The organism is Arthrobacter sulfonylureivorans, from assembly GCF_047607445.1.
GTDB classification, from domain to species: Bacteria; Actinomycetota; Actinomycetes; order Actinomycetales; family Micrococcaceae; genus Crystallibacter; species Crystallibacter sulfonylureivorans_A.
This window is the reverse complement of record NZ_JBLKRT010000004.1, coordinates 52,492-79,157: the sequence shown is the minus strand read 5'-3', so window position 1 is coordinate 79,157 and position 26,666 is coordinate 52,492. Positions and strand designations below refer to the sequence as shown.

The 26,666-nt window shown below is 62.5% G+C and carries 24 protein-coding genes; 4 read left to right on the top strand and 20 right to left on the bottom strand.

All coding sequences use genetic code 11. The annotated features are described in order from the left end of the window. Positions 1–174 precede the first annotated feature (174 nt). Together ACMX2H_RS03125 and purU (ACMX2H_RS03120) are read left to right on the top strand one after the other, a co-directional pair. The gene (locus ACMX2H_RS03125) at positions 175–1,455 is read left to right on the top strand and encodes a glycine cleavage T C-terminal barrel domain-containing protein (RefSeq protein ID WP_136787547.1); all 1,281 of its coding nucleotides are present in this window, start codon (positions 175–177) and stop codon (positions 1,453–1,455) included. A 73-nt stretch (positions 1,456–1,528) separates the two neighbouring features. After that, the gene (purU, locus tag ACMX2H_RS03120; RefSeq protein ID WP_136787565.1) at positions 1,529–2,440 is read left to right on the top strand and encodes a formyltetrahydrofolate deformylase; all 912 of its coding nucleotides are present in this window, start codon (positions 1,529–1,531) and stop codon (positions 2,438–2,440) included. A 500-nt stretch (positions 2,441–2,940) separates the two neighbouring features. Here purU (ACMX2H_RS03120) and ACMX2H_RS03115 read toward each other — a convergent pair whose 3' ends face one another. The 16 genes from ACMX2H_RS03115 to ACMX2H_RS03040 form a co-directional block, all read right to left on the bottom strand. Further along, the gene (locus ACMX2H_RS03115; RefSeq protein WP_414958981.1) at positions 2,941–3,024 is read right to left on the bottom strand and encodes a hypothetical protein; all 84 of its coding nucleotides are present in this window, start codon (positions 3,022–3,024) and stop codon (positions 2,941–2,943) included. 339 nt (positions 3,025–3,363) lie between these two features. Next, positions 3,364–3,870 (bottom strand): Dabb family protein, encoded by a 507-nt coding sequence (locus ACMX2H_RS03110; protein ID WP_414958915.1) that lies wholly within the window; start codon positions 3,868–3,870, stop codon positions 3,364–3,366. A 123-nt stretch (positions 3,871–3,993) separates the two neighbouring features. Then, positions 3,994–5,088: a zinc-binding dehydrogenase gene (locus ACMX2H_RS03105; protein ID WP_136787545.1), complete on the bottom strand. Its 1,095-nt coding sequence runs from the start codon at positions 5,086–5,088 to the stop codon at positions 3,994–3,996. Between the two features lie 4 nt (positions 5,089–5,092). Beyond that, positions 5,093–5,938, bottom strand: coding sequence for an ABC transporter ATP-binding protein (locus ACMX2H_RS03100; protein ID WP_205754533.1), 846 nt, complete (start codon positions 5,936–5,938; stop codon positions 5,093–5,095). Positions 5,939–5,949: 11 nt separating this feature from the next. After that, positions 5,950–6,795: an ABC transporter permease gene (locus ACMX2H_RS03095; protein WP_414958914.1), complete on the bottom strand. Its 846-nt coding sequence runs from the start codon at positions 6,793–6,795 to the stop codon at positions 5,950–5,952. Between the two features lie 3 nt (positions 6,796–6,798). Then, entirely contained in the window at positions 6,799–7,551 is a 753-nt protein-coding gene (locus ACMX2H_RS03090; protein WP_169304059.1) for an ABC transporter permease, read from the bottom strand. A gap of 156 nt (positions 7,552–7,707) precedes the next feature. After that, on the bottom strand, positions 7,708–8,733 hold the full coding sequence (locus ACMX2H_RS03085) for an ABC transporter substrate-binding protein (protein WP_136787542.1): 1,026 nt from the start codon (positions 8,731–8,733) through the stop codon (positions 7,708–7,710). Positions 8,734–8,900: 167 nt separating this feature from the next. Then, entirely contained in the window at positions 8,901–9,986 is a 1,086-nt protein-coding gene (locus tag ACMX2H_RS03080; RefSeq protein WP_136787541.1) for a zinc-binding dehydrogenase, read from the bottom strand. 441 nt (positions 9,987–10,427) lie between these two features. Beyond that, positions 10,428–11,267: an SDR family NAD(P)-dependent oxidoreductase gene (locus ACMX2H_RS03075; RefSeq protein ID WP_136787540.1), complete on the bottom strand. Its 840-nt coding sequence runs from the start codon at positions 11,265–11,267 to the stop codon at positions 10,428–10,430. Positions 11,268–11,744: 477 nt separating this feature from the next. Beyond that, positions 11,745–12,482: a GntR family transcriptional regulator gene (locus tag ACMX2H_RS03070; RefSeq protein WP_136787539.1), complete on the bottom strand. Its 738-nt coding sequence runs from the start codon at positions 12,480–12,482 to the stop codon at positions 11,745–11,747. A 26-nt stretch (positions 12,483–12,508) separates the two neighbouring features. Next, on the bottom strand, positions 12,509–13,303 hold the full coding sequence (locus ACMX2H_RS03065) for a carboxymuconolactone decarboxylase family protein (RefSeq protein ID WP_136787538.1): 795 nt from the start codon (positions 13,301–13,303) through the stop codon (positions 12,509–12,511). Positions 13,304–13,305: 2 nt separating this feature from the next. Next, positions 13,306–14,217 (bottom strand): NAD(P)-dependent oxidoreductase, encoded by a 912-nt coding sequence (locus ACMX2H_RS03060; protein WP_136787537.1) that lies wholly within the window; start codon positions 14,215–14,217, stop codon positions 13,306–13,308. Continuing rightward, the gene (pcaC, locus tag ACMX2H_RS03055; RefSeq protein WP_136787536.1) at positions 14,210–14,608 is read right to left on the bottom strand and encodes a 4-carboxymuconolactone decarboxylase; all 399 of its coding nucleotides are present in this window, start codon (positions 14,606–14,608) and stop codon (positions 14,210–14,212) included. The genes ACMX2H_RS03060 and pcaC overlap by 8 nt, the downstream gene beginning before the upstream one ends. 5 nt (positions 14,609–14,613) lie before the next feature. Further along, positions 14,614–15,015 (bottom strand): cupin domain-containing protein, encoded by a 402-nt coding sequence (locus tag ACMX2H_RS03050; protein ID WP_136787535.1) that lies wholly within the window; start codon positions 15,013–15,015, stop codon positions 14,614–14,616. After that, a complete protein-coding gene (locus ACMX2H_RS03045) occupies positions 15,012–15,986 on the bottom strand; it encodes an NAD(P)-dependent oxidoreductase (protein ID WP_414958913.1) in 975 nt (324 codons plus the stop codon). Before ACMX2H_RS03045 ends, ACMX2H_RS03050 begins: the two co-directional genes overlap by 4 nt. Beyond that, positions 15,983–16,825, bottom strand: a complete 843-nt coding sequence (locus tag ACMX2H_RS03040; protein ID WP_414958912.1) for an N-acyl homoserine lactonase family protein — start codon at positions 16,823–16,825, stop codon at positions 15,983–15,985. The genes ACMX2H_RS03045 and ACMX2H_RS03040 overlap by 4 nt, the downstream gene beginning before the upstream one ends. A 309-nt stretch (positions 16,826–17,134) precedes the next feature. Between ACMX2H_RS03040 and ACMX2H_RS03035 the strand changes: the two genes are divergently transcribed. Beyond that, positions 17,135–19,462: an arylsulfatase gene (locus tag ACMX2H_RS03035; protein WP_414958911.1), complete on the top strand. Its 2,328-nt coding sequence runs from the start codon at positions 17,135–17,137 to the stop codon at positions 19,460–19,462. A gap of 331 nt (positions 19,463–19,793) precedes the next feature. On the opposite strand, the gene ACMX2H_RS03030 is transcribed toward ACMX2H_RS03035, so the two are convergent. Genes ACMX2H_RS03030 through ACMX2H_RS03015 form a run of 4 tightly spaced genes read right to left on the bottom strand, consistent with a single transcriptional unit; the run spans position 19,794 to position 25,235 of the window. Next, a complete protein-coding gene (locus ACMX2H_RS03030) occupies positions 19,794–22,151 on the bottom strand; it encodes an ATP-binding protein (protein ID WP_414958910.1) in 2,358 nt (785 codons plus the stop codon). Between the two features lie 9 nt (positions 22,152–22,160). Next, positions 22,161–23,057: a bifunctional methylenetetrahydrofolate dehydrogenase/methenyltetrahydrofolate cyclohydrolase FolD gene (folD, locus tag ACMX2H_RS03025; RefSeq protein WP_414958909.1), complete on the bottom strand. Its 897-nt coding sequence runs from the start codon at positions 23,055–23,057 to the stop codon at positions 22,161–22,163. A 1-nt stretch (position 23,058) separates the two neighbouring features. After that, entirely contained in the window at positions 23,059–23,934 is an 876-nt protein-coding gene (gene purU, locus ACMX2H_RS03020) for a formyltetrahydrofolate deformylase (protein ID WP_414958980.1), read from the bottom strand. Between the two features lie 29 nt (positions 23,935–23,963). Next, on the bottom strand, positions 23,964–25,235 hold the full coding sequence (locus ACMX2H_RS03015; RefSeq protein WP_136787529.1) for an acyl-CoA dehydrogenase family protein: 1,272 nt from the start codon (positions 25,233–25,235) through the stop codon (positions 23,964–23,966). Between the two features lie 148 nt (positions 25,236–25,383). On the opposite strand from ACMX2H_RS03015, the gene ACMX2H_RS03010 reads away from it, so the two are divergent. Continuing rightward, entirely contained in the window at positions 25,384–26,481 is a 1,098-nt protein-coding gene (locus tag ACMX2H_RS03010; protein ID WP_414958908.1) for a zinc-binding dehydrogenase, read from the top strand. Positions 26,482–26,666 lie beyond the last annotated feature (185 nt).

The window sequence follows — 26,666 nt, the reverse complement described above, 5'->3', positions numbered from 1 at the left end:
CCTTATGGTGCGGCGGCGGAACACTATGACAATCTTATCAGATTGTCATACAATTCAGATGGTTGATGTCATGCTTGCCGCTCCGCGAGCAGGCCCCCTGCCTTCGTGCCGGAGGCACCAGCGGTCCGGTGAAGGGATCCGCAACACGACGAACACAAGACGAAGGAGAAAGCAATGGCGCACCCCTTTATTGATGCCCACCGCCGGGAGCACGGCACATACCACCCCGGCTGGGGCGGACCGGAATTCAGCAGTTGGCAGGACGAGCAGCTGTCCTGGAAAACGACCTGCTATGTGGGGGACTGGTCCTTCCTCTGGGATGTGGTCATCGAGGGGCCGGACGCCCTGAAGGTGTTCAGGGATTCAAGCATTAATAGCTTCGAAAAGTTCGCCATCGGCCAAGCCAAGCACTTGGTTCAGTGTGATGACAACGGCAAGGTCATCTGCGACGGAGTCCTGCTCCGACTGGCCGAGGACCGGTTCGCCACCCAGGGCGCGACGGCGCACTATTCGGCCTGGCTGGTGGCGCAAGGCAGCTACGAGGTGACTTGGCGTGAACAGAAGACGTTCCAGTTTCAAGTGTCCGGCCCCTCCGCGCTGGCTCTGAGCCAGAAGCTGACGGGCGAGGACCTGACGGACATCAAGTTCATGCACTTCCGAGACGTCACCATTGCAGGTTCGCCGGTCTACGCCGTACGCCAAGGAATGGCGGGGGAAATTGGCTTTGAATTCCATGGCCGAGCCGAAGATGCAGAGCAGGTCATGAGTGCCATTCTCGAAACTGGCGAAGAATTTGGAATCCGGAGGCTCGGCCGCCGCACGGCAATGATCAACCACCTGGAGGCCTCATTCCCGACGGGCGGATGGCACTACCTCAAAGCGCCCGGCCCGGAGGGCTTCCAGGAGTGGGTAGGTGAGCACTTTGACCGCTACGGGCTGAAGACGGCCGTCCGCGGCAGTTTCGAAAGCGACGATCTCAACGACTACCTGCAGTCGCCGGTGTCGATGGGCTGGGGCAAGTCCGTTAAGTTCGATCATGAGTTCACCGGGCGGGAGGCGCTGGAGAAGGAAATCGCCGATCCGCAGCGGGTGCGGGTCACCTTGGAGTTCAACAGTGAGGACGTCGTGGATGTCTACGCTTCGCTCTTCGGGCAGGACGCACCGTACGCGTTCCTTGACATTCCACAGCAACAGCGCTGGTTCACCTGGGCTGACGCCGTCCAAGACGAAGACGGCGCCGTCGTGGGAACTTCGACCACCCCCGGCTACAGCTACTACTTCAGGAAGGTGCTCGCGCTCGCCTATGTGCACCCTCGCTACGCGGAGGCCGGGACGGGAGTCAAGGTCCTATGGGGAGAACCTGGCACGAGACAGAAGCTAATCCGCGCCACTGTCGCCCCGGCGCCCTACAAGCAGGACAACCGCCGCAGCGAACTAGGCCAGGTTGCCGTCTAGGCGCGGCCTCCAACCTCCGTCGCACAGGCTTCGGCGCCCTACTACCAAAACAGGAATCTTCGTGAACACACTCATGCAACAGGCACCCGCATCAGCGTCTGTTCCGGCTACGGTCGGGTCAGCACCGTCGGCGCGGGAGGTGGGGCGGCTGCTGGTGCGCTGCCCCGATCAACCGGGAATAGTAGCAGCTGTCGGACAGTTGCTGGCCGACCACGGTGCCAACATCGTCTCTCTGGATCAGTATTCGACTGATCCACAGGGCGGGGAATTCTTCCAACGGACCGTCTTCCACCTGCCAGGACTCGCTGCTGCCGTGCCCGTCTTAGAACGCGAGCTGGACCGGCGCATTGCTGGTCCGTTTGGTGCCAGCTGGACACTGACCGAAGCCTCCCGGCCCAAGCGGGTGGCCATCCTGGCTTCCAAGACCGACCACTGTCTGCTGGACCTGCTCTGGCGGCAGCGGCGGGGGGAGCTGGCCGCTGACATCACCATGGTGGTCTCCAACCACGCAGACTTGGCCGAACAGGTCCGCCCCTTCGGGATCCCGTTCGTGCACATTCCCGTAAGCAAAGATTCCAAGACCGAAGCCGAAGCCCGCCAGCTCGAACTGCTCCACGGCAACGCGGACCTGGTGGTGCTCGCCCGCTACATGCAGGTACTCTCCGGCGAGTTCCTGGATCAGCTGGGCTGCCCGGTCATCAACATCCACCATTCCTTCCTGCCGGCCTTCATCGGCTCCGGCCCCTACCAGAAGGCCAAGGACCGCGGTGTGAAGCTGATCGGGGCCACGGCTCACTACGTCACACAGGACCTCGACGAAGGCCCTATCATCGAACAGGACGTCGTTAGGGTTTCGCACGCGGAGACCACAACGGATCTCGTTCGGCGCGGCGCCGATGTCGAACGCCAGGTCCTCTCCCGCGCCGTCGCCTGGCACTGCGAAGACCGTATCGCCCGCCACGGCAACAGTACTATTGTCTTTTAGACAGCGTTTCTCGCCCATAGCCTATGTCCCGCGGAGTCCAGACCAAACGATCGAAGCATCCGCCCTCTGCAAGGCAGCGACTTCCTCCCGGGACAACTGTAGGCTTCGGGCGGAAACAGCTTCTTCCAGTTGGTCGGGCCTGCCGGCCACGATCATGGGTGCGGTGATGCTTGGCTGGCGGAGTACCCAGGCCATGCGTCATCTGAACCCGCGTGCATCGGCAAACCTTGGTGCGCGCCCCGAAAATGCTGCGGTCATTGTCCTGATACAGCAGCTTAACGAAGTGATCGGATTCCCGCCGTGCCGTTCTACTTCCCTTAGGGCGAGCTAGCAGGCCGCGCGCAAGCGGGCTTCACGGCGTGACGCCCGCGCCCAGGTGACGGCAACGCGGAAGCATTTCGCGTTCCTCCTCGCGGTTGAGCAGGTTGTAGTGGTTTTGCATGCTCACAAAGCGCGTCCAGCCGTGAAGGCCTTGCAATGCATTGGGCTTTTGCGAACTGTCAACCCCACATCGAGAAGGCGCCGAGGTGCCGGGCCTTGCCGCCCTTGACCACGTCGTGTAGAGCCTCGAGCGTCCCCTCGATGGGGGTGTGCGGATCCCAGCGGTGGATGATGTCGGATCCGGCCGCTTGCGTCTGTGCGCCTTGGTGGCAATCACCACTTCGTCACGCCGAGCAAGGTCGGCCAAGGCCCGCACGAGGATTCCTCGCCGCTCCCATCGGAGTACACGTTGGGGGTGTCCAAAAAGTTGATGCCGGCTCCCAGCGCCTGCCGGATAAGAGGCCGGTTTTCTGCTTAACCCAAGGTCCAGCTGTGAGGCCCCCCGTGCCGAATCGCCGTAGGTCAAGCGCCCAAGCGCCAGTCTGAAACGTTCAGGCCAGTGGTCACAAGTCTGACGTGGTCCATTGGTGCGCCCGATCCGTTCAGTTGGTTTCAGCCTGGACTGACAGCCATGACTCACATTGCGGAACCAGCACGTCGGTGACGAGCCTCTGATGCTTGGGGTCATTCAGGTAGTTCTTGAACGCGTCCGGGTCGGCGAAGCGTACTTCCATGAGGAATTCGCTTACACTCCGGCCTTCCGGCCGCAGCTGCAGATCGGCATGCACTAACGCCGGGCCGGTGGCGTGCGGTGCCGCGCGACCGAAGTCCTCCAGTGCCTCAAGGAACTGCTTGCGCTGTCCGGTGGTGGCCGGACGGTTCAGTCGGAAGATGACGGTATGGGTGATCATTTCGATCCTTCCATTCGATGGTCGTTTAAGCAGGAATTTCATGGCTGAGGACGGCTGCGCTTGGCAGCGCGACCCCGGTGATGCTGGCACCCAGCGCCGTCCACCCCAAGCCGGAATAGCCGGCGAGGTCGTGGAGCCGGGCGGGGCCAAGGCCAGGGAGAACTTCGAGGCGCGCACCAGAAAATTGGTGACGCCCATGGCCAGAGGTTCTCCGGTGACCTGGATCAGCTGGACGTGCCTGTCCGCTGGACAGTGGCCAGGGCCCGGTCACAATGACAAAGGCAAGCAGGGCAACAGGAGATGCCCTTTACCTAAACACCGCTAGCGGAATGAGGTGAACACTCCGCTAAGGTCCCGCAGCTCTCCGGAGGCATACATGGCCTCGTTCACCTCGGAGAGGGCATACTCGGCAGTCACGATAGGGGCTGCGAGGTACCGTTCGCTCTCCATCAGTTCCACGCAGCGGGGGATGTCACGGCCTAGGACGCTCTGCCCGTTCTGGCAGCCAATGATCTTGCGGCCTTGGATCGCCAGGGCCAGCTGGGGCAGCGAGACCTCGGCTTGGAACTGCTGGACGCCTGTCAGCACAACGGTGCCGGCCCGGCGGGACATCATGACTGCCTGCTGGACGGCCTGTTCCGGACCGGCCGCCTCAAGGGCGACGTCGACGCCACGACCTCCGGTCAGTGCCTTGACCTGTTCAACCGGGTCTCCGTCCGCCGGGTCCAACGCATGCGTGGCCCCCAGTTGCAAGGCAAGCGCGCGCCTCCCAGGCACCAGGTCCAAGCCGATAATGGTCCCGGCTCCGGCCACCCGGGCAGACTGAATCATCCACTGGCCGAGGTGGCCGAGGCCGACTACGGCGACGGATTGTCCGGGCTGCACCTGGGCGACATTGAAGACCGCTCCGTGACCGGTGGTGATCCCACAGCCGAGCAGGCTCAGCTGGCTGGCCGGCAAGTCGCTTTCGAGCTTCCAGATCTGGTTCTGGTTCGCGAGTATGTACTCGGCATAGGCGCCGACTCGTCCGGCTGCGCGAACCTCGGTCCCGTCCTGCTTTACCGCGACCAGCGGTTCCGGCATTTCCAGCAGGGCAGCGCACTGGTCGGGACGGTCGATTTCACAGTAGAAGCACTCGCCGCACTGCGGGGTTCCGGCCACCACGACCCGGTCCCCAGTCTCCACGCCCGTAACCCCGGTACCGGTGTGCTCCACGATTCCGACGGCCGTATGGCCGAGGATCACCGGCGGCTGCTTGTTCCGCATTGCCTTCCAGCCCAGCCAGTCCGTGGAGCAGAACGGGGCCGCGGTGGTGCGCACGATTACTTCGCCCGCTACCGGATCCTTCAAGCTGACGTCGTGAATCTCGAAGGGGACGCCGAACTTTTCCAGGATCGCCGACTTGATTTCGAGCATCGGATCAACTCGCTTGGGGCAGATCGCCGCCGCTGCGGATCAGGCGTGCCACGTGTCCACGAATTTGGACGAAGGTTTCGGTTTCCTTGGTGGAGATCTGGTCCCTCGGTTCTGGCAACGTGACCTCGATGTTCTCCACCAACCGGGCCGGGGCTTTGGAGAGCACCAGGACCCGGTCCGCCAGGTAGACGCTTTCGTCGATGTCGTGCGTGACGAACAGGACGGTGACGGCGTAGCGGTGGCGTAGGGTCAGGACCAGGTCTTCCAGCTCTGCCCGGGTCTGGGCATCCAGCGACGCAAAGGGCTCGTCCATCAGCAGCAACCGCGGCCGGTAGGCCAGTGCACGCGCGATGGCCACGCGCTGCTGCATGCCGCCGGAGAGCTGCCAGGGATAGCGGTTGTTGAAGCCCTGCAGTCCCACCGCTTCCAGACTTTCCTCAATGAGGGCCTTGCGCTCGGCGGCCGTGCCGCTGTCCTTAGTAAGCGGGAAGGCGACGTTCTTTTCGATGGTCAGCCAAGGCAGCAGGGAACGGCTGTAGTCCTGGAAGACCATGGCCATGCCGTCGGGGACGCCGATGACAGCTTTGCCTGCGATGCTCACGCTGCCACTGGTCGGTGTCAGCAGGCCCGAGAGTGTGCGTAGCAGCGTCGTTTTGCCGGCGCCGGAAGGTCCGACGATGGAGACGAACTCTTGAGGGTAGACCTCGAAGGACAATTCCTTGAGGGCCGTGTGGGCCGCAGGGCCCGATCCGTAGGTGTGGGTGACCTTGTCGACCTTGAGCAGTGGCGTAACTGCGGTGCTGCCGGCGGTTAAGGTTTCGCGCGTGCCGGGGACGGCATTGGTATTCATTGTTCCGGTCCTTAGCTTCGGGCCAGACGGTGCCAGGCCAGCAGACGGTTTTCGGTGATTTCCAGCATGGTGTTCAGCAGCAGGCCGAGGACTGCCAGCAGCAGCATCCAGGACCACATGTCCAGGATTTGGAAACGGGCTTGGGACTGGATGAGCTGGAACCCGATCCCATTGGTGGACAGCATGAATTCGGACACGATGGCGAACATCAGGGCGCCGGTGAGCGCCAGCCGCAGCCCGGCAAAGATCTTCGGCAGGGCAGCCGGGAGGATGATGCCTGTCAGCTGTCGGCGTTTCGAGAGCCGGAATGCCTTGCCCATGGCCAACTGGGTGGGGTGGATCGAGCCCACCCCGTTTGCAGTGTTGATCAGCACGAACCACGAAATGCCATACGCGATGAAGGCGACCCGCATGCTGTCCTCGCCGCCGAGCAGCACTATAAACAACGGCAGGGTTGCGGTAGCCGGGATGGAACGCAGGAATTCCACCACGGGATCGGCGACGTCCCGGAGTATCCGGTACAGCCCGATCGCCGTCCCCACCAAAACGCCCGTGACCGAGCCCAGCACGAACCCGAGCAGGACCCGTCCGAGCGTTTGAAACGTGTGAACCGTCATGGCTTCGGTGGCCAGACCGCCGCCGGCTGTGCTGAAGAACATTGTCCAGGCGTGGGTGCCGATTTTCAGCGGGGTGGGGAAAAAGGGGGACGGATTGAGTGCCGTGCCAAGCTGCCAGAGGAGCAGCAGCACCACGAGCAATCCGGAACTGTAGGCGAGCCGGGAGCCGACGCGTCCGGCGGTGCCTGAGATCTGTCCAGTCTTCGCCTTGACGTGAACTTCTTTGACGGTGGTGGACACTGCTCAGGCTCCCTTCGTCGTCGTCTGCCAGGCAAACCAGCGACGTTCCGCGGCGTTCATGATCATGTTCATCACCAGGCCTAACAGTCCTGCCATCAGCGTTCCGGCATACACGAGTTCGACTTCCGTGCCCGAGGCGCGGGAACGGGCGATGAAAGCGCCGACCCCCTCGGCGCCGCCGGCAATCAGTTCCACAGTGATGACCACAATCAGGGCGATAGAGGAGGACACGCGAATACCGGTGGCGATGAATGGTGCCGCCCCGGGAAGCACCACCCTACGTGTCACCCCGGCAGGGCCGACACCGAAGCTGCGGGCCATTTCCTTGCCCTGCTTGTCGACGTCGTGCACCCCGTACATCGTGTTGAACAGGATGGGCCAAACGGCGGCGAAGATGACGATTACCAGCTTCATCTGCAGGCCGTTGCCGAAAACCAGTACGACCAGCGGGATCAGCGCCACCGGAGGGATGGGCCGGATCAGTTCAACGACCGCGCGGCACGCCCTGTAGGCCTTATCCGAGAGGCCGAAGAGCACGCCCAGGGGGACGGCGATGAGGGCCGAAAGGCCTAGGCCGAGCAGGTACGAACTCAAGGTGGACAGGACATCACTGCGGAAATCTTCCCGGCCCCAAATCAGCACCGATTCCCGTAGCACCGTGGAGAACGGGGGCAGGAAGTCCGGGTGCACTAGTCCGGCCCGGGAAACGACTTCGATGACCAGGCCGAGGCCGATGACTCCGGCCGTCCCTGCCAATATTCTGTTCCGCTTCCGGGTGCCACCGGAAGGGTTGCTACGTCCGGCCGCCTTCCGGGTACCCCGGGAACCGTTTCCCCGGGTACCAGCTTGCGGTCGTTCAGTGGACATTATCATTACTGGCTCGCTACTCCAGGATTCGCTGGCCGGCCCGGCCTAGTCGCAGTTGGTGGGGGTGGGGAGAGTGATGCTGGAGACGTCGAATTCCTCGTCGATGGCGCCGATGGCGTGCAGCATGTCTGCATTTATCTGCAGCGGCTCCTTACGGATCTCGGCACCCCAAGTGGGGGAGACATCCGCATCGATGGCCTCGTCGTTGAATTCGAGGTCTTCCTTCAGGACCGCCTTGTAAGTGGCCTCATCCTTGACCGCATTCGTGCCCTTGAGCAGCGCACACTGCAGTGCCGCCACGGTGTTCGGGTTCTCTTCGACAAAGGACTTCTTCATGATCCATCCGGACTCGGCCATACCCTCGTACTTGCCCTCCCCGTAGTCGAAGACAGTAACGGTGTTGAGCTTGTCCTTGACCTGGGCAAGAATGGCTCCCGTGGCGCTCGAAGCGTCGACAGTGCCCTGCTGTAGCGCGGCTGGTACCTCTCCGTACGGCAGTTCCACTAACTCCACTTCATTCGGGTCCAGGCCCTGCTCAATCATTGAGTCCTTAATCTTCACGGCATGGCTGCTGTTCAGCGAGACGACGGCAACTTTCTTGCCAATCAGGTCCTTCAGTTCCTTGATGCCCGAATCTGGCATAGTTTCCAGGGACTGCACGCCCGGGGTGCTGGCGTAGCTTTCACTGACGATGACTACGTCGATGCCCTGCCGGGCGGCGTCAATGACCCCGAAGTAGCTGGACTGGGCGATTTGGACATCCCCGGAGACCACTTGGGAGACCGCAGTGGCGCTGCTCTCGATCCATTCGGTCTTCAGGGACAGTCCATAGTCCGCCGCGACCCCGCCCTTTTCTGCCTGGATGAAACCGGCCGCAATCGGGGCTCGGAACGTGAGGCCGGTGATCTCCTTGACCTCCGGGGCATGGGGGTCTACGTCGCTTGCAAGCTGTGCGGTGGAAGGGCCGGCACCGCTGCCGCATGCCGAAAGAGCGAGGGCGGAGGAAGCGGCGAGGGCGGCGATGAAGCGGGTGAATCGCGGGCGGGGTGTCCGGTAGGGAAGCATGGTCATGGGGTTCCTCTCCAATGAGAATCAACAGCCGATCATTTTGTACGACGATCATACGCATATGGGTAACGAATGTGGAAGAGATCACAGTTATCGTTTTGGTCGCCGCATAGTCCCTGTCGGAGGCTCGGCGAGGACGGGCTTGCCGGGGCCGCGGCGGCGCAGTGGGGCTAGAAGACGAAGATGCCGGACAAGTCGTCCAGGTTTTCCGATTTCTTCAGTGCGAGGTTGATGTCATCCAGCGAGTAACGGGACGTAATTATCGGCTTGGCGTCCAACATCCCGCGTTCAAGCAGGCAGATGTAGCGCGGCAGGTCGCGCCGCATCCGGACGTTGCCGTTCTGCGTGCTCAAAAGCTGTCTGCTCTGCACTGCTAGCGGGATCTGCGGCAGTTTTACTTCGGCGCCGGCCTGGTCCAAGCCGCTAAAGACCACGGTCCCAGCGCGCCGGGAGACCTCCAGAGCCAGGCGCTGGGCATCCGGAGAGCCCGCGGCTTCAATTACGATGTCCGCACCCCGACCCGCGGTCAAGGACTTCACCGCGTCCGCGGCGTCCTGAACTGACGGATCGACGAGATCAGTCGCTCCGAGCTCCCCGGCGAGGCTGCGGCGCCCGGCGTGGGGTTCGAGGGCGATAATCCGGCCCGCTCCGGCCAGTCTGGCTGCCTGTACAACCCACAGGCCGAGGTGTCCGCAACCGACCACGGCCACTGAATCACCCGGCTGGACCTTGGCGACATTGAATACCGCGCCAACCCCCGTCGTAATGCCGCAACCTAGCAGGGACAGGACATCATAGGGCAAGTCCGTCTCCACGGGGAACACCTGATTCTTCGAGACGTTCATGATTTCCGCGTATCCGCCGACACAGCCGGCGGCGGAGACTGGTAGCCCCTCGGCCGTTCTCGCGATGTCGGGGTAGATGCCGCCGATATCGAACAGCTCCGAGCACTGGTCGGGGCGGCCGATGCCGCAGTAGTAGCAGTTGCCGCATTCGGGGGTTCCGGGAATGATTACCCGCTGCCCCGGCCTGATCCCCTCGACTTGGGTGCCCACTTCGATGACTTCACCGGTGGACGCGTGGCCAAGGATGGTCGGCGGGACCTTACCGAGGTTGCCATGAAAGCTGGTCACGTCCGTGGAGCAGAAGGGGCTCGCCTTGGTCTGCACCAGGACACGGTGCGGGTCCAGGTCCAAGAGATCGACGTCTTCCACCGTAATCGGGATGTTGAATTCGCGGAGCACTGCGGCACGCATGGGTTCACCTTACTGTTAGAACGACACTTTTCGTCATTCTGTCATACGATCATACTTCTGTCATCGAAGGTCACTTGAGACATCCGCATCTCGGCGGGCGTCTTCTAATGAAGCGGGCCACCGCTGCGCCTGGCCGGAAACTAGGGGCATCGGGCCAGGTCAGGGCAATTCTGATCCGTAAGGACTCCCAGCTGGAAAACGTGATCCCTTGCCCAGGTTTTGGATGCAGGACAGATCCAAGGTGAGGGATTCGATTGCAGGAGCGGCCGTCACAGTCCGGAGCGCATACACCATCGGCCGGGCCAGTCCCATCGGCCATCTGCTGCAGGATCTAGAGGGCCTCGGCGGAGAGGGAGAGCGCTTCGTTCGCCAGCAGCCCGGTCGAGGTAGCGATCCGGGCAGGTTCCTTGTATCGGCGCGAGAGCGGGGGCCTTGTAAAGGCTAGCTGGACGGAACACCGTGCAGCTTTAGGATCTTCGCGTCAGTGATGTCCACATCCCATAGACCGGCGCCGCCGGCGTTGCGGTTCGTGTTCTGGATATTGGCGCCGCCATCGATGGAGAGGATCTCGCCGGTGATGTAGCTGGCGTCATCGCTGAACAGGAAAGCCACAGAGCCCGCGATCTCCTCGGGCCTTCCGGCCCGGCGCAGCGGCGAGGTGCCGGCGCGGCGCACCATATCTGCCCGGCCCGCCTCGCCGAAGATGCTGGTGGGCACGATGCCAGGGGCGATGCCGTTCACGCGGACTCCGATCGGTCCTCCGTAGACGGCAGCACCATGAACCAGACCGATCACGCCGTGTTTGGAAGTGGTGTAGGCCAGCAGGTCGTTGCTGCCGCGAAGGCCGGCGATGGAAGCGGTGACGACGATGGAACCGGTCGTGCCAGTCTTCAGGTACTGCCGGAAGGCAGCCCGGACGCCAAGGAAGGGGCCGCGCAGGTTGACGGCCATGACCTTGTCCCACTCCTCGACGGACACGTCGACGAGGTCGGCTAACGATCCGGCGATCCCAGCGTTCAAGTGGTGGAAGTCAATCCGGCCGTAGGCCTTCAGGGCTTCTTCCATGTAGTGTCCGACGCCGGTCTCTGTGGCAACGTCGGCGCCGACGCCGATGATCTCTCCGGGGAGTTCCGCCGCGGTCTTTTCGGCCGCTTCGACGTCCAGGTCGACGGCGACCACCTTGAGGCCTTCTTCGGCCAACCGCTGTACGGTGGCCCGCCCGATGCCGCCGGCGGCGCCGGTGACGATTGCGACTTTGTTCTTCAGTCCGGCGTGTGTCATGGGTGTTTCCTCTTTCTTGAGCTGGTCTTGGGGTCCAGGGTTTGCTGTGGCGGGCGTGCGCGACCGCCTAGGTTGTCCGGCGCTTCGTCCAGCATCAAGCGGGCCGTGGAAGCGTAGATGGCGTCGACCGCGCAGCGATGTGCGTGTACATGGACACGTTCCGGTGGTGCATTTCCAGTCGTGGGCCGCGTCTGGTCGCTCGAACCGCGGTGGTGAAGGCTAGGTCCACGGCTTTGGCGGCTAGTTGGACCGCCTGCCAAATTTCCACCGGCCCGCAAAAGCGTGGCGAACCCGTATTCGAACTCGCCGTATCGAGCGGAAGCAGGATGTTGTATCGGCCGGCTTCCGCGAACGAACGCTTGATGGCTTTTCTCGCCGTAGAGGCCCTGCGTCGCGATCCCCGCGCCACCAGTTCGTTTGATGTGGGCGCGGCTCCGATTCCCGTGGACAGGGCGGACCTTGAGTAGAGGCTCTCGGTCATGATTCCTGGCCGTTCCCGGGCTGAAGCCCGTCGTCGAATTCGTGCATGTTTTGCAATGCGGTCTCAGCAGCTTGGCGCACGTGCTCCACATACAGGGCCGCCGCCTGTTGCCCGTCCCGAGACTGGATGGCTGCGAGGACGCCGCGCAGTTCGTCTACAGCCTTGCTGCTGCGGCCAGGCATGGACATCGAGGTGGCCCGCAGGACGCGCACTCGGGCCTGGATGCTCTCGGTGAGCTGTTGGAGGGCAGGGCTGGCGGCGCCAGCGAGGAGCACTTCGTAGAAGACGTCCTTGGCGGTTAGCGCGACATGTACCCCGGCCTCCCGTGTGGATGCCTCCGCGAAGCTTTCCACGGCTGCCGCCAGGGCCAGCTCCTGCGATCTCGATGCCCGCTCCACGAACCGTTCCACGAGGCGGGATTCCAAAGCGGCCCGGACCTCGTACAGATCCCTGGCGTCATCCCACGACGGAGCGGTGACGATGGCGCCCCTCTGGGGCACGATGGTGACCAGTCCTTCGGCAGTCAGCTCCCGCAGTGCCTCCCGCACCGTGGTGCGGGAGACGTCGAGCTGCTCGATCAGTTCCCGTTCCACCAGCCGCCGGCCCGGTTTCAGCCGGAAGTCAAGGATCGCCTCCCGCAGGGCGGCGGTCACCTGCTCGCGCAGGGGGGCGGCGACCCGGCCGACGGGACTGGCGTCCCAAGCCTCGGCCAGAGAATTGGTAGGTGTCGGCATGGTTACCCGGTGCTCAGCCCGAGCCCTTAGCGCACTGGCTCGGGTGCACTGCCGGCACCCGCGGTACTGCCGGCCCGGGCCAGCTCTTCGGCTAGGATCGGGAAGGCGGCCGTGGCAGCCTGCATGCCCATGACGCTGGCGATCTCCATGACCTCAAGCAGCTCTTCCTTGGTCGCGCCGTAGCCGATCGCGTTCTTCATGTGCAGCTTCCAGCCCTTGACATACAGGTGGGTGGCGGCCGCGTCGAAGGCGACGTAGATGAATTCCTTGACCTTCGGCTCCAAGGTGCCGGTTTCCCACGGCACGGAGGAGAAATCCGTATAGGCCTCGAAGATCTCCGGGTCCAGTTCCAGCATCTCGTCCCAGAACGAATGCCAGTAGCCGCGGTTCATGGTGAACCGGGCCTTGAGCTCCTCCTGGTATTCCGTCAGCGGTTCGGGCCCATCGCGCAGACCGGCTTCCTCGAGCACCTCGACCAGCAGCGGGACACCGATATTCATCGCATGGATTCCTAGCGTGCTCGTCAGCTCAATGACCTCCATGATTTCGGCGGGGGTGGCGCCGTGGGCCAGCGCGGCGCGGATGTGCTGGCGAACGCCCGGGGTGTGCATGTGCGTCGCCGCGGCATCGACGGCCAGGTAGATTAACTCCCTGGTCTTGGCATCAAGGTGGTTCTTCTTCCACGGAACGGCAGCGAACTTCGCGTAGGCCGCCAGGAATCCCGACCGCAGCTCCAAGATGGACTGCCAGGACTCGTCCCAGCTGCCATGGATGGCGATGATCTCGTCCTTGATGCGTTGCTTCTCTGCATTGAGGCTCATGGTTATTCTCCTTGTTCCTGGCCGGCCCGGGCGGCTGCGGCGGTCCAGCGGGCGATTTCGGTGTGGTCTGCAGCGGGCGGTAGATCCTGGGCCGCCTGCTCCCAGAGGGCCACCGCCTGCTCGCCCAGCCTGCTGGAGAAGCCCAACTGCCGAGCCAAGTCCGTGGCAATCTTCATGTCCTTGAGCATCAGACGCAGGCCGAACCCGGAATCGAAGGTCTCCGGGAGAATGAAGTTGGGGTACTTGTTGTCCGTAGAGCCGCTGCGGCCACTGGAGCTATTGATTAGCTCGACCATCAACCCCGGCTCCAGGCCGAAGCGCTCGCCGGCTAGGACACCTTCCGCCGTGGCCAGGAGGTGTGTGGCCGAGAGCAGGTTGTTGATGGCCTTGAGCGCGTGCCCGGCGCCCACTTCGCCGGCGCGGCGGGCCCTACCAAGGTGTGCCAGCAACGGACCGATCTGCGCCACCGCCGACTCCGGACCCCCGGCCATGATGGTCAGCTTGCCAGTTTGGGCCCCCTTGACTCCGCCTGACACCGGCGCATCGACCAGAATCACGGACACCGCGGCGAGTTCGCCGGCCAGCCTGCGGGTGGACAACGGATCCGAGGAGCTCATGTCCACGATGGTGGTGCCAGGCGCCAACGCCTGCTTCATTTCCGGCTCAGCCAGGACGGCCTCGACGACGGCGGAGTTGGGCAGCATCAGGATGACGACGTCGGCGCCGAGGGTGGCGTCGGCGGCGCTTTCGACGGCGGTTCCGCCGGCATCAGCCAGCCTGGCCCGCGCGCCGGGGTCCAGGTCAAAGCCGGTGACTCGATAGCCCGCGGCAGCCAGCCGTGCGGACATGGGAGAGCCCATATTGCCCAGACCGATGAAGCCGACGGAAGGCAGGCCGCAGCCGGGGTTATTCATGGCCCTTGAACTCCTTGATGACCTGCTCGGCCACGCGGAAGGATTCCAGCGCTGCAGGCACGCCGACGTAGATGGCCGTCTGGAGCAGCACCTCCTGGATCTCTTCCTCGGTGACCCCGTTGGTGAGGGCGCCGCGGACGTGGACGGCCAGTTCGTGGCTGCGGTTCAGGGCGGTGAGCATGGCCAGGTTGAGCATGCTGCGGGTGGCCCGGGTCAGGCCCGGTCGGGTCCAAATTTCGCCCCAGCAGTACTCGGTGACCAGTTCCTGCACGGGGCGGGCGAATTCGCTGACCTGGCTCAGGGACTTGTCCACGTGGGCGTTGCCGAGCACCTCCCGCCGGGCGGCAAGCCCGTCCTCGTAACTCTGGCGGTGAGTCTTGTCGCTGGTCATTGTTACTAGCCTTCCTGCGCCGCGGATGCGTCGCCGTATTGTTCATCGCTGACTTCTTCGGCCCAATCGGTCCGGCCCAGAGAGACGGCTGTGTGTGTCATGAAGGCGCCGGCGGCGGCTCCGTGCCAGTGCCGTTCTCCCGGCGGGCACCAGACGGTGTCACCGGTGTGCAGCACCCGCACACCGTCGGCCTCGGTGCAGACGAGGCCTTCGCCGGCGAGGACCTGGAGGATCTGGCCGTGTTCGTGCCGGTGCCAGTAGGTCCGGGCGCCGGGCGAAAAATTGACGGTGTTGATGGTGACACCGTCGGTGGAGGGCAGGGTCAGGTAGTTGTAGACCATTCCGGTGAACTGTGAGCCGGTCTTGCCAGCGGTGCCGGCCTGTTCGGTGCCGTGGATGAGTTTCATGCCCTGTCCTTTCCTGCAGTGGAGGTGTCGGTGCCCGAGGTGCTGTTATGGAGGCGGACACCGCCGGAGACGTCGCCGATGGCGTCGACGACGGTGTTACTGATCTGGTCGGAATAGCCCATCTGCTGCGCCAGTCCGAAGGATGCCAGCGGAGCGGAGGAGTTGGGGCTTGCCACGCCCAGGCCGGACAGCAGGTCCACGTAGGCCAACACGTCCTTCATCATCAGCGAGTTGGTCAGTCCACCCTTGAGGTAGTCGCCGTGGATGATCTTTGGGAACCGGTTTAAGGTCGCGAAGTTAACCCCCGAGCTGTTGTTGAGCACCTCGAGCAGGACTTCCAAGTTCAGGCCTGCCTTACGGCCGGCGACCATCACTTCGGCAGTCGCCGAGAGCGCAATTGCGTTCAGGAAGTTGTTCAGCAGCTTGGCGGTGTGGCCGGCGCCGACGGCGCCGCAGTGGAAGATATGCGCGGCGAACGCGTCCAGCACCGGGCGGATGCGCTCTAATACCTGGATATCACCGCCGGTCATCAGGGTTAGCGCGCCCTTCTCGGCCGCGGCCGCGCCCCCGGAGATGCCGGCGTCGATCAGGGTCATGCCCTTTTCCAGCAGCTGCGCATGCAGCCGGATGGTTGAGGAGGGGGCGGAGGTGCTCAGATCCACCAGGACCTGGCCGGGCCGGGCATGGGCCAGCACGCCGTCCTCGCCGAGCACCACGGCCTCCACGATCCTGCTCTCTGGCAGGGACAGCAGGACGATGTCGGAGGAGGTTACCACCTCGGCCACGGACGAGGCCGAGGTGGCGCCGGCCGCCTCGATGCTTTCGGGACGGGTGTCATAGCCGAGCACCGGCTGGCCGGCATTTACCAGACAGCGAGCCATGCGTCCGCCCATATTCCCTAGGCCGATAAAGCCGGTCCTGAATCCATCCAGCGGCAGGGCTGGACTGTCGTCACTCAGCGCGGGGGTCATACGAGTTCCTTTTCCGTTGTTGCTGTGGGCTGCGGCAGACGGCCGATCGAGGCGGCGAAGCTCGCGAGCTCGCCTTCGTACTGTTCGTGCCGGCCCAGGACCTCCGGGTCATGCCCGGGGACAAGGATGGCGCCGCGCTCGGCCATCAGGCGCTTCATTTCGTCGAAGCCGGCGTACATGGCCTCTAAGTCAGCGACCACCAGGAAGGGCATGTCTCGGTCCAGCTCCTCGTAGTAGTGGGTGGCGTCGGAGGCCAGCAGCACTGTGCCGGCGCTGGTCTTGACCGTCAGGATGGCCTGCCCGGGGGAGTGGCCGCCCAGCTGAATCATCTCGATGCCCGGAGCAAGCAATTCCTGCCCGGCGTGGAACTGCATCCGTCCCTGTTCGTAGACGGTGCGCAGGTGGTCGATCTCGCTGCCCTCGACCGAGTGGCGGTACTGCAGCCGCCGCGCATAGGGCCCTGTCCAGAAATCGAACTCCGTCTTGGGCACGATCACCGTCGAGTTTGGGAACAGGTCCACATTGCCGGCGTGGTCGTAGTGCGCGTGGGTCAGGATCAGCGTCGCCTCGTCCGGGTCGACGCCGAGCTTCCGCAGCGCTTCGCCGGGATGGATCAGGTGGCCGCGGTTCCGGTTATTCCCGCCGAGCGTGCTGTAGCCGGTATCCACGACATAGGTGCGGTGGCTATTGCGGATGACCCAGAAGTAGTAGTCCATTCCGATCGGGCCGTCCGGCTCCCCATACAGGTGGTAGTTCAGGTAGACCTGGCTGCGCATTGTCTGCCGTGAGGCGTAGCGGACTATGACGACTTCATACTCCGCGTCCCTGTCCGTGTTCACGATTACTCCTTGACGCGTCTTGCCATGACAGCTGGAAATGACCAACCTCATCCATTACTTTGTAAGTTCGTAATACAATAACTCAAAAAGAGCGACTCCGCCTAAACAACAGGAATGCCGACATCTCGGACGGAGAGGGGCGTTCTATCCCCTCTTGGGCCGTCGAGCACGCTCCGCGGGCAGATCCGGTTGCGGTCCGTTGGATCCCATCTAGGACGGATCCGCTACCAGCGCGAAGACCAAGCTCGGCACGCCGGCTGTGTCCAAACACGAACCGCCGAATTCAGAATCGACAGGAAGGACATCAGCATGCGCCGTGACGAACAGTTACCCGCCCGAGACAATGAAGGATTTCTCGGGATCGTGCGGGAGCGGGCCTCCGAATCCGTCCGGGCGTGGCCAACCAAGCCGCGTCCGATCCAGGGCTCGCCGAACGTCGTCGTTATGCTGATGGACGATGTGGGCTTCAGCGACATCGGCCCGTTCGGCAGCGAAATCGACACGCCGAACCTGGACCGCCTGGCCGGGGGTGGCTACCGATTCACCAACTACCACACCCCGCCGATGTGCGCCCCGGCCCGGGCTTCCCTGATAACCGGACTGAACAACCACCGCGTCGGCTTCTCCTTCGTACCGCACATCGACCCGGGTTTCCCGCACTCGACCATGGAGATTCCCGCGAATGTGCCCACCGTTGCGGAATCGTTCCGGGCCGCAGGCTACGCGACGTTCATGGTCGGCAAGTGGCACCTAACCGGCGAGAGCCGCCTCCACGACGGCGCAGATAAATCCTCCTGGCCCTGCCAGCGCGGCTTCGACCGGTACTTCGGCTGCATGGACGGCTTCACGTCCCTGTTCCATCCGCACCGGCTAGTCAGCGACAACTCCCAAGTCAGCATCGACAGCTTCCCCGAGGACTATTACTTGACCGACGAATTGACGGACAGGGCAATGGCCATGGTTACTGAACTGCGCCAGTCTGACCCGGACAAGCCGTTCTTCCTCTATTTCGCCCATCAGGCGGTGCACGCGCCGCTGCAGGCCAAGGAGGCCGACATTGCCAAATATCGCGGCCACTACGGCGCCGGCTGGGACGAGGTCCGCAAGGCACGCTTCGCCCGGCAGCTCGCCTCGGGGCTCTTCACCGAGGGCACCGAATGCGCTCCGCGCAACGCCGAGACCGGTTTCGACGTCGCACCGTGGGAGAGCCTCGGGGTGGACGAGCGCGCGCTGCTAGAGCGCTATATGGAGGTATACGCGGCCATGGTCGACAACACCGACCAGAACCTTGGCCGCCTCATCCGACATCTGGAAGAGGCTGGCGAGTTTGAGAACACGATCTTCGTCTTCACCTCCGACAACGGTGCCTCGGCCGAAGGCGGCCCGGGCGGCACCCGCAGCTACTTCAGCCAGTTCACGTCCAGCTCGCTCCTGCCCGACGATTGGGAATCGGATGTGGACCGCGACCCTTCGTTGATTGGCGGGCCACAGACCTTCGTACACTATCCCCGCGGTTGGGCTTATGCCTCCAATACGCCGTTCCGGCAGTACAAGATGCATACCTATGCGGGCGGCGTCCATGTCCCTGCCATTATCTCCTGGCCCGCAGGCCTTCCGCGCTCTGCAGATGACGATGGTGTCCGCCGCCAGTTCGCGCATGTTACCGATATCGCACCCACTATGCTGGACCTTGCCGGCGTCACACGCCCGAAGACCTGGGGTGGGTTCCCCGCCCCAGATCAGGACGGCAGGAGTTTGCGCGCGGTGCTGGAATCCGGATCGGCAACCGCCGGCCAGTCCCGCAGCCAGTACTTCGAGCTGGTGGGGCGCCGTGCGTACATTGAGGGCTGCTGGAAGGCTCTGTCCCCCCTTAGGACCGGTCCAGGCTGGGAGGACGACGAGTGGGAGCTCTACAACCTGGATGTCGACCCTGCCGAGACAGTAAATCTCGCCAATCAGCATCGTGACCTGCTCAGCGAATTGAAGCAAAGGTGGCAGGCGGCCGCCTGGATGAACAGCGTCTTCCCGTTGGACGACGACGGCGCCATGCAGCTGGTCCGACCCTCCACCGAACTGCCGATGGAGGAACCGGTCACGCTCCGCCCCGAATCGCCGACACTTGAGCGCTACCGGTCCTCAAAGCTGATCAACCTCAGGTCCTTCTCCATCGAAGTCGACCTTAAGTTCCAGGACGGCGACTGCGGAGTCCTGGTGGCGCATGGCGACCAGGGCGGGGGCTACGTCCTCTACATCGAGGACGGTTTCCTGCAGCTGAGCTACAACTGCTACGGCCGGATGTTTCACATCCGGACCCCGCTTGCTGTCGGTACGACGGCAGTAGGCGCCAAGTTCACAACACTTTCCCACGTGCGTTGGCGTATTGGGCTCATGGTCAACGGTGCCGAGGTCGCCGTTCTCGAACAGGTCCATCAGCTCATTGGCATGTGCCCACTCACCGGCATCAGCGTAGGCCTAGAACGGGGCGGCCCTGTGGACTGGGACCTCTACCGGCGCCACGGCTGCTTCCGCTACCGGGGAAACTTGCGCCATGTCCGCTACGTTCCTGGACCTAAGGCAGAGTACAACCGGGAACAGATCGTCGACGTGATGCGCCGTGTCGAGCTTGCGTTCGAATAGCAGCACTGACGCTCGCGTAGGTTTTGCAGATGCGCTCCTCATTAGGTGTGAAAGGCCTGTCCACATCGTCAACAGAGGGGCGACAGACGCCAGCCATATCCGTACGGCGGTTGCTTGTCCGCACGGAAACAAACGAGTGCACCGCGCTGCCCCAGCACCGCGATGCACCATGCGCTTATTGCCCACCACTCTTCTGAGGTCAACCGGAACACCCTTCACATGTTCAGCCATGCCTTCATAAAGACACCGAACAAACCTTCAGTCTGTGCGGTGACCCTACTTGGGATTGAGCCTCGGCGTGGCTAGGATTGCTTTCCGCAGCGCCGCCCGCTTATCCGCCACCGATCTTCTTGGGTAAGTGTGGACCTTGCACCGCTGCCGGTTCTGTCCTCCGTCGTTCCGAGACCCACACTGCGATCTGGCTGCGGGACTTAAAGCCAAGCTTTCCTAGGATCCGCTGGACGTGTCCTTCGACCGTTCGACGAGAGATGACGAGCCGGGTCGCGATGGCGGGATTTCCGAGTCCCTCCGCGACTAGTTTCCCGATCTCCCATTCCCTGGCGCTCAGCTGGCCCGCTGGGTCAAGAGCAAGTTTGGGACGCTGGCTGGAGTCCTCTTGCAAATCCTTTTGCAAAAGCACGTGGCTGATCGCTTCGGGGACTGAGAACGCGTGAGTGGCTAGGTGCTGGTGCTTGAAGGGAGCCGAGCCCACGGCTGCTTTGATTTCTTCCAGACGTCGCATGTCGATCTCGCCTATAAGCATCGGCGGACGCTTGCCCCCATCGGGGAGGGTGCTGGTGATGCGAGCGGCAAAGTCGTGGTCGCCGCGGCCCAGAGCGATCGTTGCCATGAGTTGGGCTGCAAGAGTTAGTCCCGTTCTGTCCTGATAGGCCAACAGGACTTCGGTTGCCTGGTTGAGGACTCTGGATGCTTTTTCTTCTTCTCCGCGACGCAGCAGCAACAGTGCAAGGAGCCACATTGTGTAGGCGCGTCCCCAGACGTCGCCATGAGTTTCGCAGAACCGCAGGCCCTCCTGTACCTGCTGTTCCGCCCCCGATAGATCTCCCTTGGCCAGCAGGGTCATAGCCAGGAACCAATACCGCTCGCCTACTTGGTCCGACATTCGCTGGCCGGCCATGGCAACGTTGGCCACTTGACGAAACGAACGTTCGGCAGCCGCCAGCTCTCCCCGGCCGAACTGAAGGAGTCCGTCGATGAAGATTCCGAAGACAAGGTCTTTCGCCTCTGGATGTAGATCAGCCGCCAATGCTGCTGCCAGACGTAATTGCGCTCCGGCCTCCTCAAGATCGTTCTCGTAGAAGGCTATATATGCGTCCATCTGAAGTGCTCTTAGCCGGGCGGTATCGGGGATGTGGGTGGACTTGAGTGCTGCGTTAATCCAGTCCCGTGCACGCGGCCACGGGACGACAGGACGAATTTGCCAGTAGTACCGCAGGCCGCAAATTAGATTTAAGGCCAGATGAGCGTCGCGAGGCGTGCGCGAAAGTTCATCTAGCAGCTCAGTGACTTCTGCCGTGTAACGGTTTAAGAACTGGACCGATGGAAGTTGGCTTTCCGAGAACCACTCCTCACCGGCACTGTGCAGATGACTGATCAGCTTTTCCCGGAGCAGGCGACCTGCCGCATCTGCGCCGTCGGTGGATCGCAGTTGTTGCAACGCGAGGTGACGATATGGGGCTGCCATGCTGAATAGCGGTTCCCCATCGACCATTTGCGCGGTGAGGAGCGATTGGTCCACGAGTCGGGCCATAGACGGGGCGGTGGCCCCCACGTCCCCCTCTGCGAAGACTTCAGCTGCAAACTGGATGTCAAATGGCGAATGGAAGAGGGCGAGCTTGAGGTAGAGGGACCTGTCCACTGCCTCAACCCGCTTGAGTCCCTGTTCAAAGGCTTGCCGCATCACATCCTTGCGTAGTAGGGGGGAAGTGAACTCATCCAGGGTCAGTGACTGTTCGCTCAGGGTTCGAGCGAGACCCCGCGCACCCAGCACACCGTGGGCTCGTGCTGCAGCTTCGAGGTAGCTCGGTATCCCAGCAGTGAGGCGGCATATGGTGAACAGATCCTCTGCGTTCCGGCGAGTGGCTTCAAAGGCGGGTACGGACTGTCGAATGCTTTCCACGAGAAGCTCGACAGAGTCGAGGGCCAGTGCGCGGTCGACGCCTTGGCCCTCCACAAAATCGGGAGTGGGGACCGGCAACGCTCCGAGGGTGAAGACTCGTTCGCCCGCCAGGTGTGTCCTTCCCCGTGCAGTTACGACGAGTTTCAGTTCATGGCATAGTCGAAGGAGTTCAGAGGCCAGCTGGGCCAGACCGAGGTCCGGCGCGTCCGCGCCGTCGATGATGACGAGCGCGGGGCGCTGCTTGAGCTTGAGCGCGATCCCTTCCACTGAGTTGGTCGGAGGTGCTCCGATGACCGAGGCGATTCCCGCAATCAGGTCCGCCTGAGTGGTCAACGTACCTGCCTGGACGTAATAGACGTTGTTGTGGAAAGCCCGCTGCACCATACCGGCGAGGTGGAGTGAGAGCCTGGTTTTCCCAACACCACTCATGCCCACGATGAGGATGTAACGTTGTTCTGACAGGAGGGACCGCAGGTTTTCCGTCTCGGCTCGCCTACCGACGAACGGCGTGAGTTCGGCCGGGAGGCCGTTAAACGTCGCTGACTCCATAGACTGTTCCTACTCGTGGTGTGACACCATTGGGGACGCGGCGATCCCCACTGTTGCTTCCTTTTGCATCTTATGGGCTGTGAAGGTGTTCTCCAGCAACATGGTTATGGTCATAGGCCCGACACCGCCGGGCACAGGTGTGATCCAAGACGCGATCTCTTCCACCTCGTCGAATTTCACGTCTCCAACCAAACCACCGCGGGTGCGGTGAATCCCTACGTCGATGACGATTGCGTCCTTCTTAACATGTTCAGCGCCTATGAGTCCGGGCACGCCGGCAGCGACCACAAGGATGTCGGCTCCGCAGGTTATGCCCGGCAGGTCTATGGTGCGGGAGTGGGCGATGGTCACGGTGGCGTGGCGTTGCAGCAGTAGCTGGGCCAAGGGCCGGCCTACGAGTTCGCTTCGTCCCACTACAACTGCGTGTTTCCCTTCCATCTCTACACCCGTTGCGTCCAGCAAGGCGATGACCCCGCTGGGCGTGCAGGGACGCAAACCGGGCAGCCCCTGAGTGAGCAGTGCAACTGACGCTGCGGTCAGTCCATCGACGTCCTTCTCTGCGGGAATAACTTCAAGCAGCGGCGTCGGGTCCAGGCCGGCCGGCAGCGGAAGTTGCAAAAGAATGCCGGAGACATCGCTCTCTGCTGCTAGGTCAGCGAGGACTGCCTTGACCTCAGCCTGTGACGCTCCAGCGGGAAGGCGGCGATGGAAGTCACGAATACCGGCTTGGGTGGAAGCCTTTCGTTTGTTGCCGACGTAAACTTCGCTTGCCGGATCGTCGCCAACTAGAACGGTAGCCAAGCCGGGCACAGTTCCGGTCATTGATTTGTAATTAGCGATGTCCTTTTCCAGCCGGTCTCGTCGTGACTGTGCGACCTGCCGGCCGTCGAGGATGCGGGCTCCCACCTTAGAACACCACCGTGGTGTTGCCGTGCAACATGACCCGATCTTCGCAATGCCAAGACACAGCTCGGGAGAGGACTGCACGTTCGACGTCTGCCCCGGATCTCATTAGCTGTCGCGTTGTCCCATCATGGGAGACACGGATGACGTCCTGTTCGATGATGGGCCCCTCGTCGAGATCTTTTGTCACGTAGTGGGCAGTTGCCCCAATCAGCTTCACCCCCCTGTCTTTGGCTTTCTGGTAGGGACCAGCGCCAATGAATGCAGGGAGGAAGGAATGGTGAATGTTGATGACGGGGGTCCCGACCTCGTCGAGAAAGTTCTCGGAGATGACTTGCATGTAGCGGGCAAGGACGATCAGGTCGACATTGCCGTTGAGCAGTTCGAGGTGGCGGTGTTCGGCCTCTTTCTTGTCCCCGGATACAGGTACATGGAAGTACGGGATACCGAATGGCCGGACGGATTCGGCAAGGTCGGCATGGTTGGAGACCACCATGACGATGTCCATCGCAGTCTCACCGCGCTTGTGCCGCCACAACAAGTCCAGCAGGCAGTGATCCGTTTTCGACACGAAGATCGCCACACGCTTCCGACTCGCAGCAGGTGCCAGGTGCCAAGTGAGGTCAAAGTTTTTCAAGGCCGCACCCAGGCTACGCTCCAACGCGGGCAGGGCGGCGGGAAGATCTTCAATGTGGAATTCAGTTCGCTGAAAGAATGCGCCGCCTTGCGCGTCGGTCGAGAACTGGTCCAGAGCGATGACGTTGGCCCCGCTTTCGGTCAGCGCCGACGAGACGGTCGAGACGATCCCGGGCTGGTCCACGCCCTGGACTAGGAGGCGTGCGATGTTGGAGTTGTGTGCGCGATCTTGGTTAGTGGGCATGGGAAGGGACAAGGTGGCAGCGGTGTTGGTCATAGCGGGTCCTTCGCGAACTCGCCGACGTTGAAATGTGCGCGCGTGTACGCGGTGGCAGCGGGGTCTGCCATCACTGTGTTGAGGTGGGACCACCATTGGCTGAGGTCACGAAATATCCGTTCGAGCCGCGAACCGTTAACAACGGCGCTGGAGCCTGCACTCTTGAAGAGGATCTCCTGTACTGCACCCCAGGCGATCTCCCCGGCCTGTGAGGCTACAAGGTGGACGAGGAAATCTTCCTTCGGAGTGATGGCGTCTCCGCCTTCGGCAGTCCGCTCGACGAACTGCTGGAACAGTGCTGCCGCGTGGTCCAACGTAGCCTGCGCTGATTCAAGCTTTGCCGTGGCTACACCGAAGCGGTGCTGGAAGAAAAGATCTTCGGTCCGGTTAGGGAAAGGAGGCCGAGTGGTCTTCTTATGGGGCATCAGTGCTGCGTATTCGTCCAAGGCTCCCAGCGCTCCTCCGACCGCGAGGTTGGCCAACTCGGCCCCAAAGAAACCGATCTCACTAGCCCCGAACATCGGATTGCCGTGCAGCGCCAGACCCGGTGTTCCGGTGGATATGTCCAATGCGGTCTGGTTCACTCCTTCCAGAACGTAGTGTCCCGGTATAAAGGCGTCGCTGAAGAGCACGGAGTGGGAGCCGCTCCCCTTTAAGCCAAGGGTGTGCCCCCAGTCGTCAAGGACGGTGTAGCTTTCCCGCGGGGCAATAAACGTGGACACGACGCCCGGGCGGTCGTCATGGAAGGCGTGTCCCGAGAAGTGGGTGGAGTACGGGACCCCGGAAGCGTAGCTGTGCTTGCCGTTGACGATGAACCCGCCTTCCACCCGGGTGAGAGTTCCTGCGGGCGCGCTCGTCATAGGAGCGGCAAAGTAGGGGCCGGAGAAAATCTCCCGCTGCGCATGCTCCGGCCACAGCGAGGCGACCTGGAGGTTATGTCCTGAGGCCAGGGTAAGACACCAGCCCGTCGCCATATCGGCTCGCGCAATCTCACGCATGACCAGTAGGAACTCCGCGAGCGTAAATTCGTATCCACCAAAAGTCTTAGGTCTCAGTAGGTGGTAAAACCCAGCAGCCAGGAACCCGCGGTGCAGTTCCTCGGAGTGATAGCTCCGCGCTTCAGTGGCAGCGGCCTCATCCCGGACAAGTTGTCCCAGGGTCCGTGCGCTGTTCAAAGCCTCCTCTAGGGTGAGGCTGGCCGGGACGGTGTCGTCCTTCGTGTCGACAGGGGTGGTCATCGAAACTCCTTCAGGGTCGTCATCGACCACTACTGTTCCGCGGCACTCGGAGGGATCCCTAGCGTAGACCTACGTGTTTGCATACGTGATTGATCGAATAGGTGTTCTGCCTTCTCCCGTGACAGGCAATCATTGGTCTCAGCCCACTCCCTACCAGCAGATAGATAAGGAAGTTCGAATGCGCGCAGCTCTTTCCCTCGAACCCCAGCAACCGCTAGTGGTCGAGGACATAACCCTCAGCGATCCTGGCGAGGGACAGGTAATTGTCCGTCTCGATGCCTCGGCTGTGTGCAGCACAGACAAATTGACGCTCGCGGGGGATCGGGCTGCGCCGATTGCGGTCGTTCCCGGTCACAGCGCAACCGGGGTCGTGGAGGCAGTGGGCCACAACACCGTCAAAGCCCAGGTTGGGGATCGTGTGGTTATCGCTGGCAGCATGGAATGCGGCAGTTGTTACAGCTGCCGGCAGGGGACTCCGTCCCAGTGCGAGAAACTTTGGCAGGACACATTCAATCCCCCACACGTGGGAACGACCTCCCACGGGCTTCCTCTCGTCGGGGTTGGCGGGGTTGGGACGTTCAGTGAATACATGACGTACTACGAACGAAACTTTGCCGTCGTTTCCAGCGACTTGGAACCCGAACATTTAGCCCTTCTGGGATGCGGGGCGATCTCGGGTGTGGGAGCAGTCATCGAAGTGGGACAGGTCAAGCCCGGAGACGACGTGCTGGTTCTTGGTTGCGGCCACCTCGGCTTGTGGATGATTCAGGCGGCACGTATGGCCGGCGCGGCAAACATCATTGCCGTCGAGCCGTTGCCGGCCCGACGCGAACTCGCCGGCACGCTCGGTGCCACCACTGTCATCGATCCTTGGAACGATGACACGGCAGCTCTCGTTTTGGCCAAGACCATGGGGCGCGGCGTCGACGTCGCACTAGAAGCCACGGGAGCGCAAGGAAGCGTCGAGGAGGCATTCAGCCTGACTCGCAACGGCGGCATCATAGTCGCTACCAGCATGGTCGCTCCCTTGCAATCATCCACCGTCAGTCTCCCAAGTGTCCCGCTTTCACTTTTTGGCAAACAGGTACGCGGATCCCAAAGCGGTGGAGGCTTCCTCAACCGCGATCTGCCGCGCATTGCTCGGTTGATCGAACGGGGCAAGTTGGACGTTGCCGCCATGCTCAGCACTACTTTCACTCTCGATCAAGCCGACGAAGCGATGCAGACGGCCGCCGATCGGTCGCTGATCACCGGCGTCGTACTCACACATGCCTGATCATGGAGCAGCCCCTCGCACAACTCTTACTTACGTACTGCCACAGCGTTCGACGACTAATGATAGGAGAAGCAATGTCCAAGTACCTGATCGGCTAGAGGGCGGAGCCCTGAAAAACTATCGCCGGGGCCTGAATAAACCGACTGCCAAGACAAACAACTCTCGTGGAAGACCACCTGCTATCC

Coding starts and splice junctions, on each gene's coding strand:
- pcaC (WP_136787536.1), bottom strand. CDS start 14,608: ATGACCAGCGACAAGACTCACCGCCAGAGTTACGAGGACGGGCTTGCC.
- ACMX2H_RS03065 (WP_136787538.1), bottom strand. CDS start 13,303: ATGAGCCTCAATGCAGAGAAGCAACGCATCAAGGACGAGATCATCGCC.
- ACMX2H_RS03125 (WP_136787547.1), top strand. CDS start 175: ATGGCGCACCCCTTTATTGATGCCCACCGCCGGGAGCACGGCACATAC.
- ACMX2H_RS03060 (WP_136787537.1), bottom strand. CDS start 14,217: ATGAATAACCCCGGCTGCGGCCTGCCTTCCGTCGGCTTCATCGGTCTG.
- ACMX2H_RS03080 (WP_136787541.1), bottom strand. CDS start 9,986: ATGCGTGCCGCAGTGCTCCGCGAATTCAACATCCCGATTACGGTGGAA.
- ACMX2H_RS03075 (WP_136787540.1), bottom strand. CDS start 11,267: ATGACACACGCCGGACTGAAGAACAAAGTCGCAATCGTCACCGGCGCC.
- ACMX2H_RS03085 (WP_136787542.1), bottom strand. CDS start 8,733: ATGACCATGCTTCCCTACCGGACACCCCGCCCGCGATTCACCCGCTTC.
- ACMX2H_RS03105 (WP_136787545.1), bottom strand. CDS start 5,088: ATGCTCGAAATCAAGTCGGCGATCCTGGAAAAGTTCGGCGTCCCCTTC.
- ACMX2H_RS03030 (WP_414958910.1), bottom strand. CDS start 22,151: ATGGAGTCAGCGACGTTTAACGGCCTCCCGGCCGAACTCACGCCGTTC.
- ACMX2H_RS03110 (WP_414958915.1), bottom strand. CDS start 3,870: ATGGGCGTCACCAATTTTCTGGTGCGCGCCTCGAAGTTCTCCCTGGCC.
- ACMX2H_RS03070 (WP_136787539.1), bottom strand. CDS start 12,482: ATGCCGACACCTACCAATTCTCTGGCCGAGGCTTGGGACGCCAGTCCC.
- ACMX2H_RS03010 (WP_414958908.1), top strand. CDS start 25,384: ATGCGCGCAGCTCTTTCCCTCGAACCCCAGCAACCGCTAGTGGTCGAG.
- ACMX2H_RS03050 (WP_136787535.1), bottom strand. CDS start 15,015: ATGAAACTCATCCACGGCACCGAACAGGCCGGCACCGCTGGCAAGACC.
- ACMX2H_RS03045 (WP_414958913.1), bottom strand. CDS start 15,986: ATGACCCCCGCGCTGAGTGACGACAGTCCAGCCCTGCCGCTGGATGGA.
- ACMX2H_RS03035 (WP_414958911.1), top strand. CDS start 17,135: ATGCGCCGTGACGAACAGTTACCCGCCCGAGACAATGAAGGATTTCTC.
- ACMX2H_RS03100 (WP_205754533.1), bottom strand. CDS start 5,938: ATGAATACCAATGCCGTCCCCGGCACGCGCGAAACCTTAACCGCCGGC.
- purU (WP_414958980.1), bottom strand. CDS start 23,934: ATGCCCACTAACCAAGATCGCGCACACAACTCCAACATCGCACGCCTC.
- purU (WP_136787565.1), top strand. CDS start 1,529: ATGCAACAGGCACCCGCATCAGCGTCTGTTCCGGCTACGGTCGGGTCA.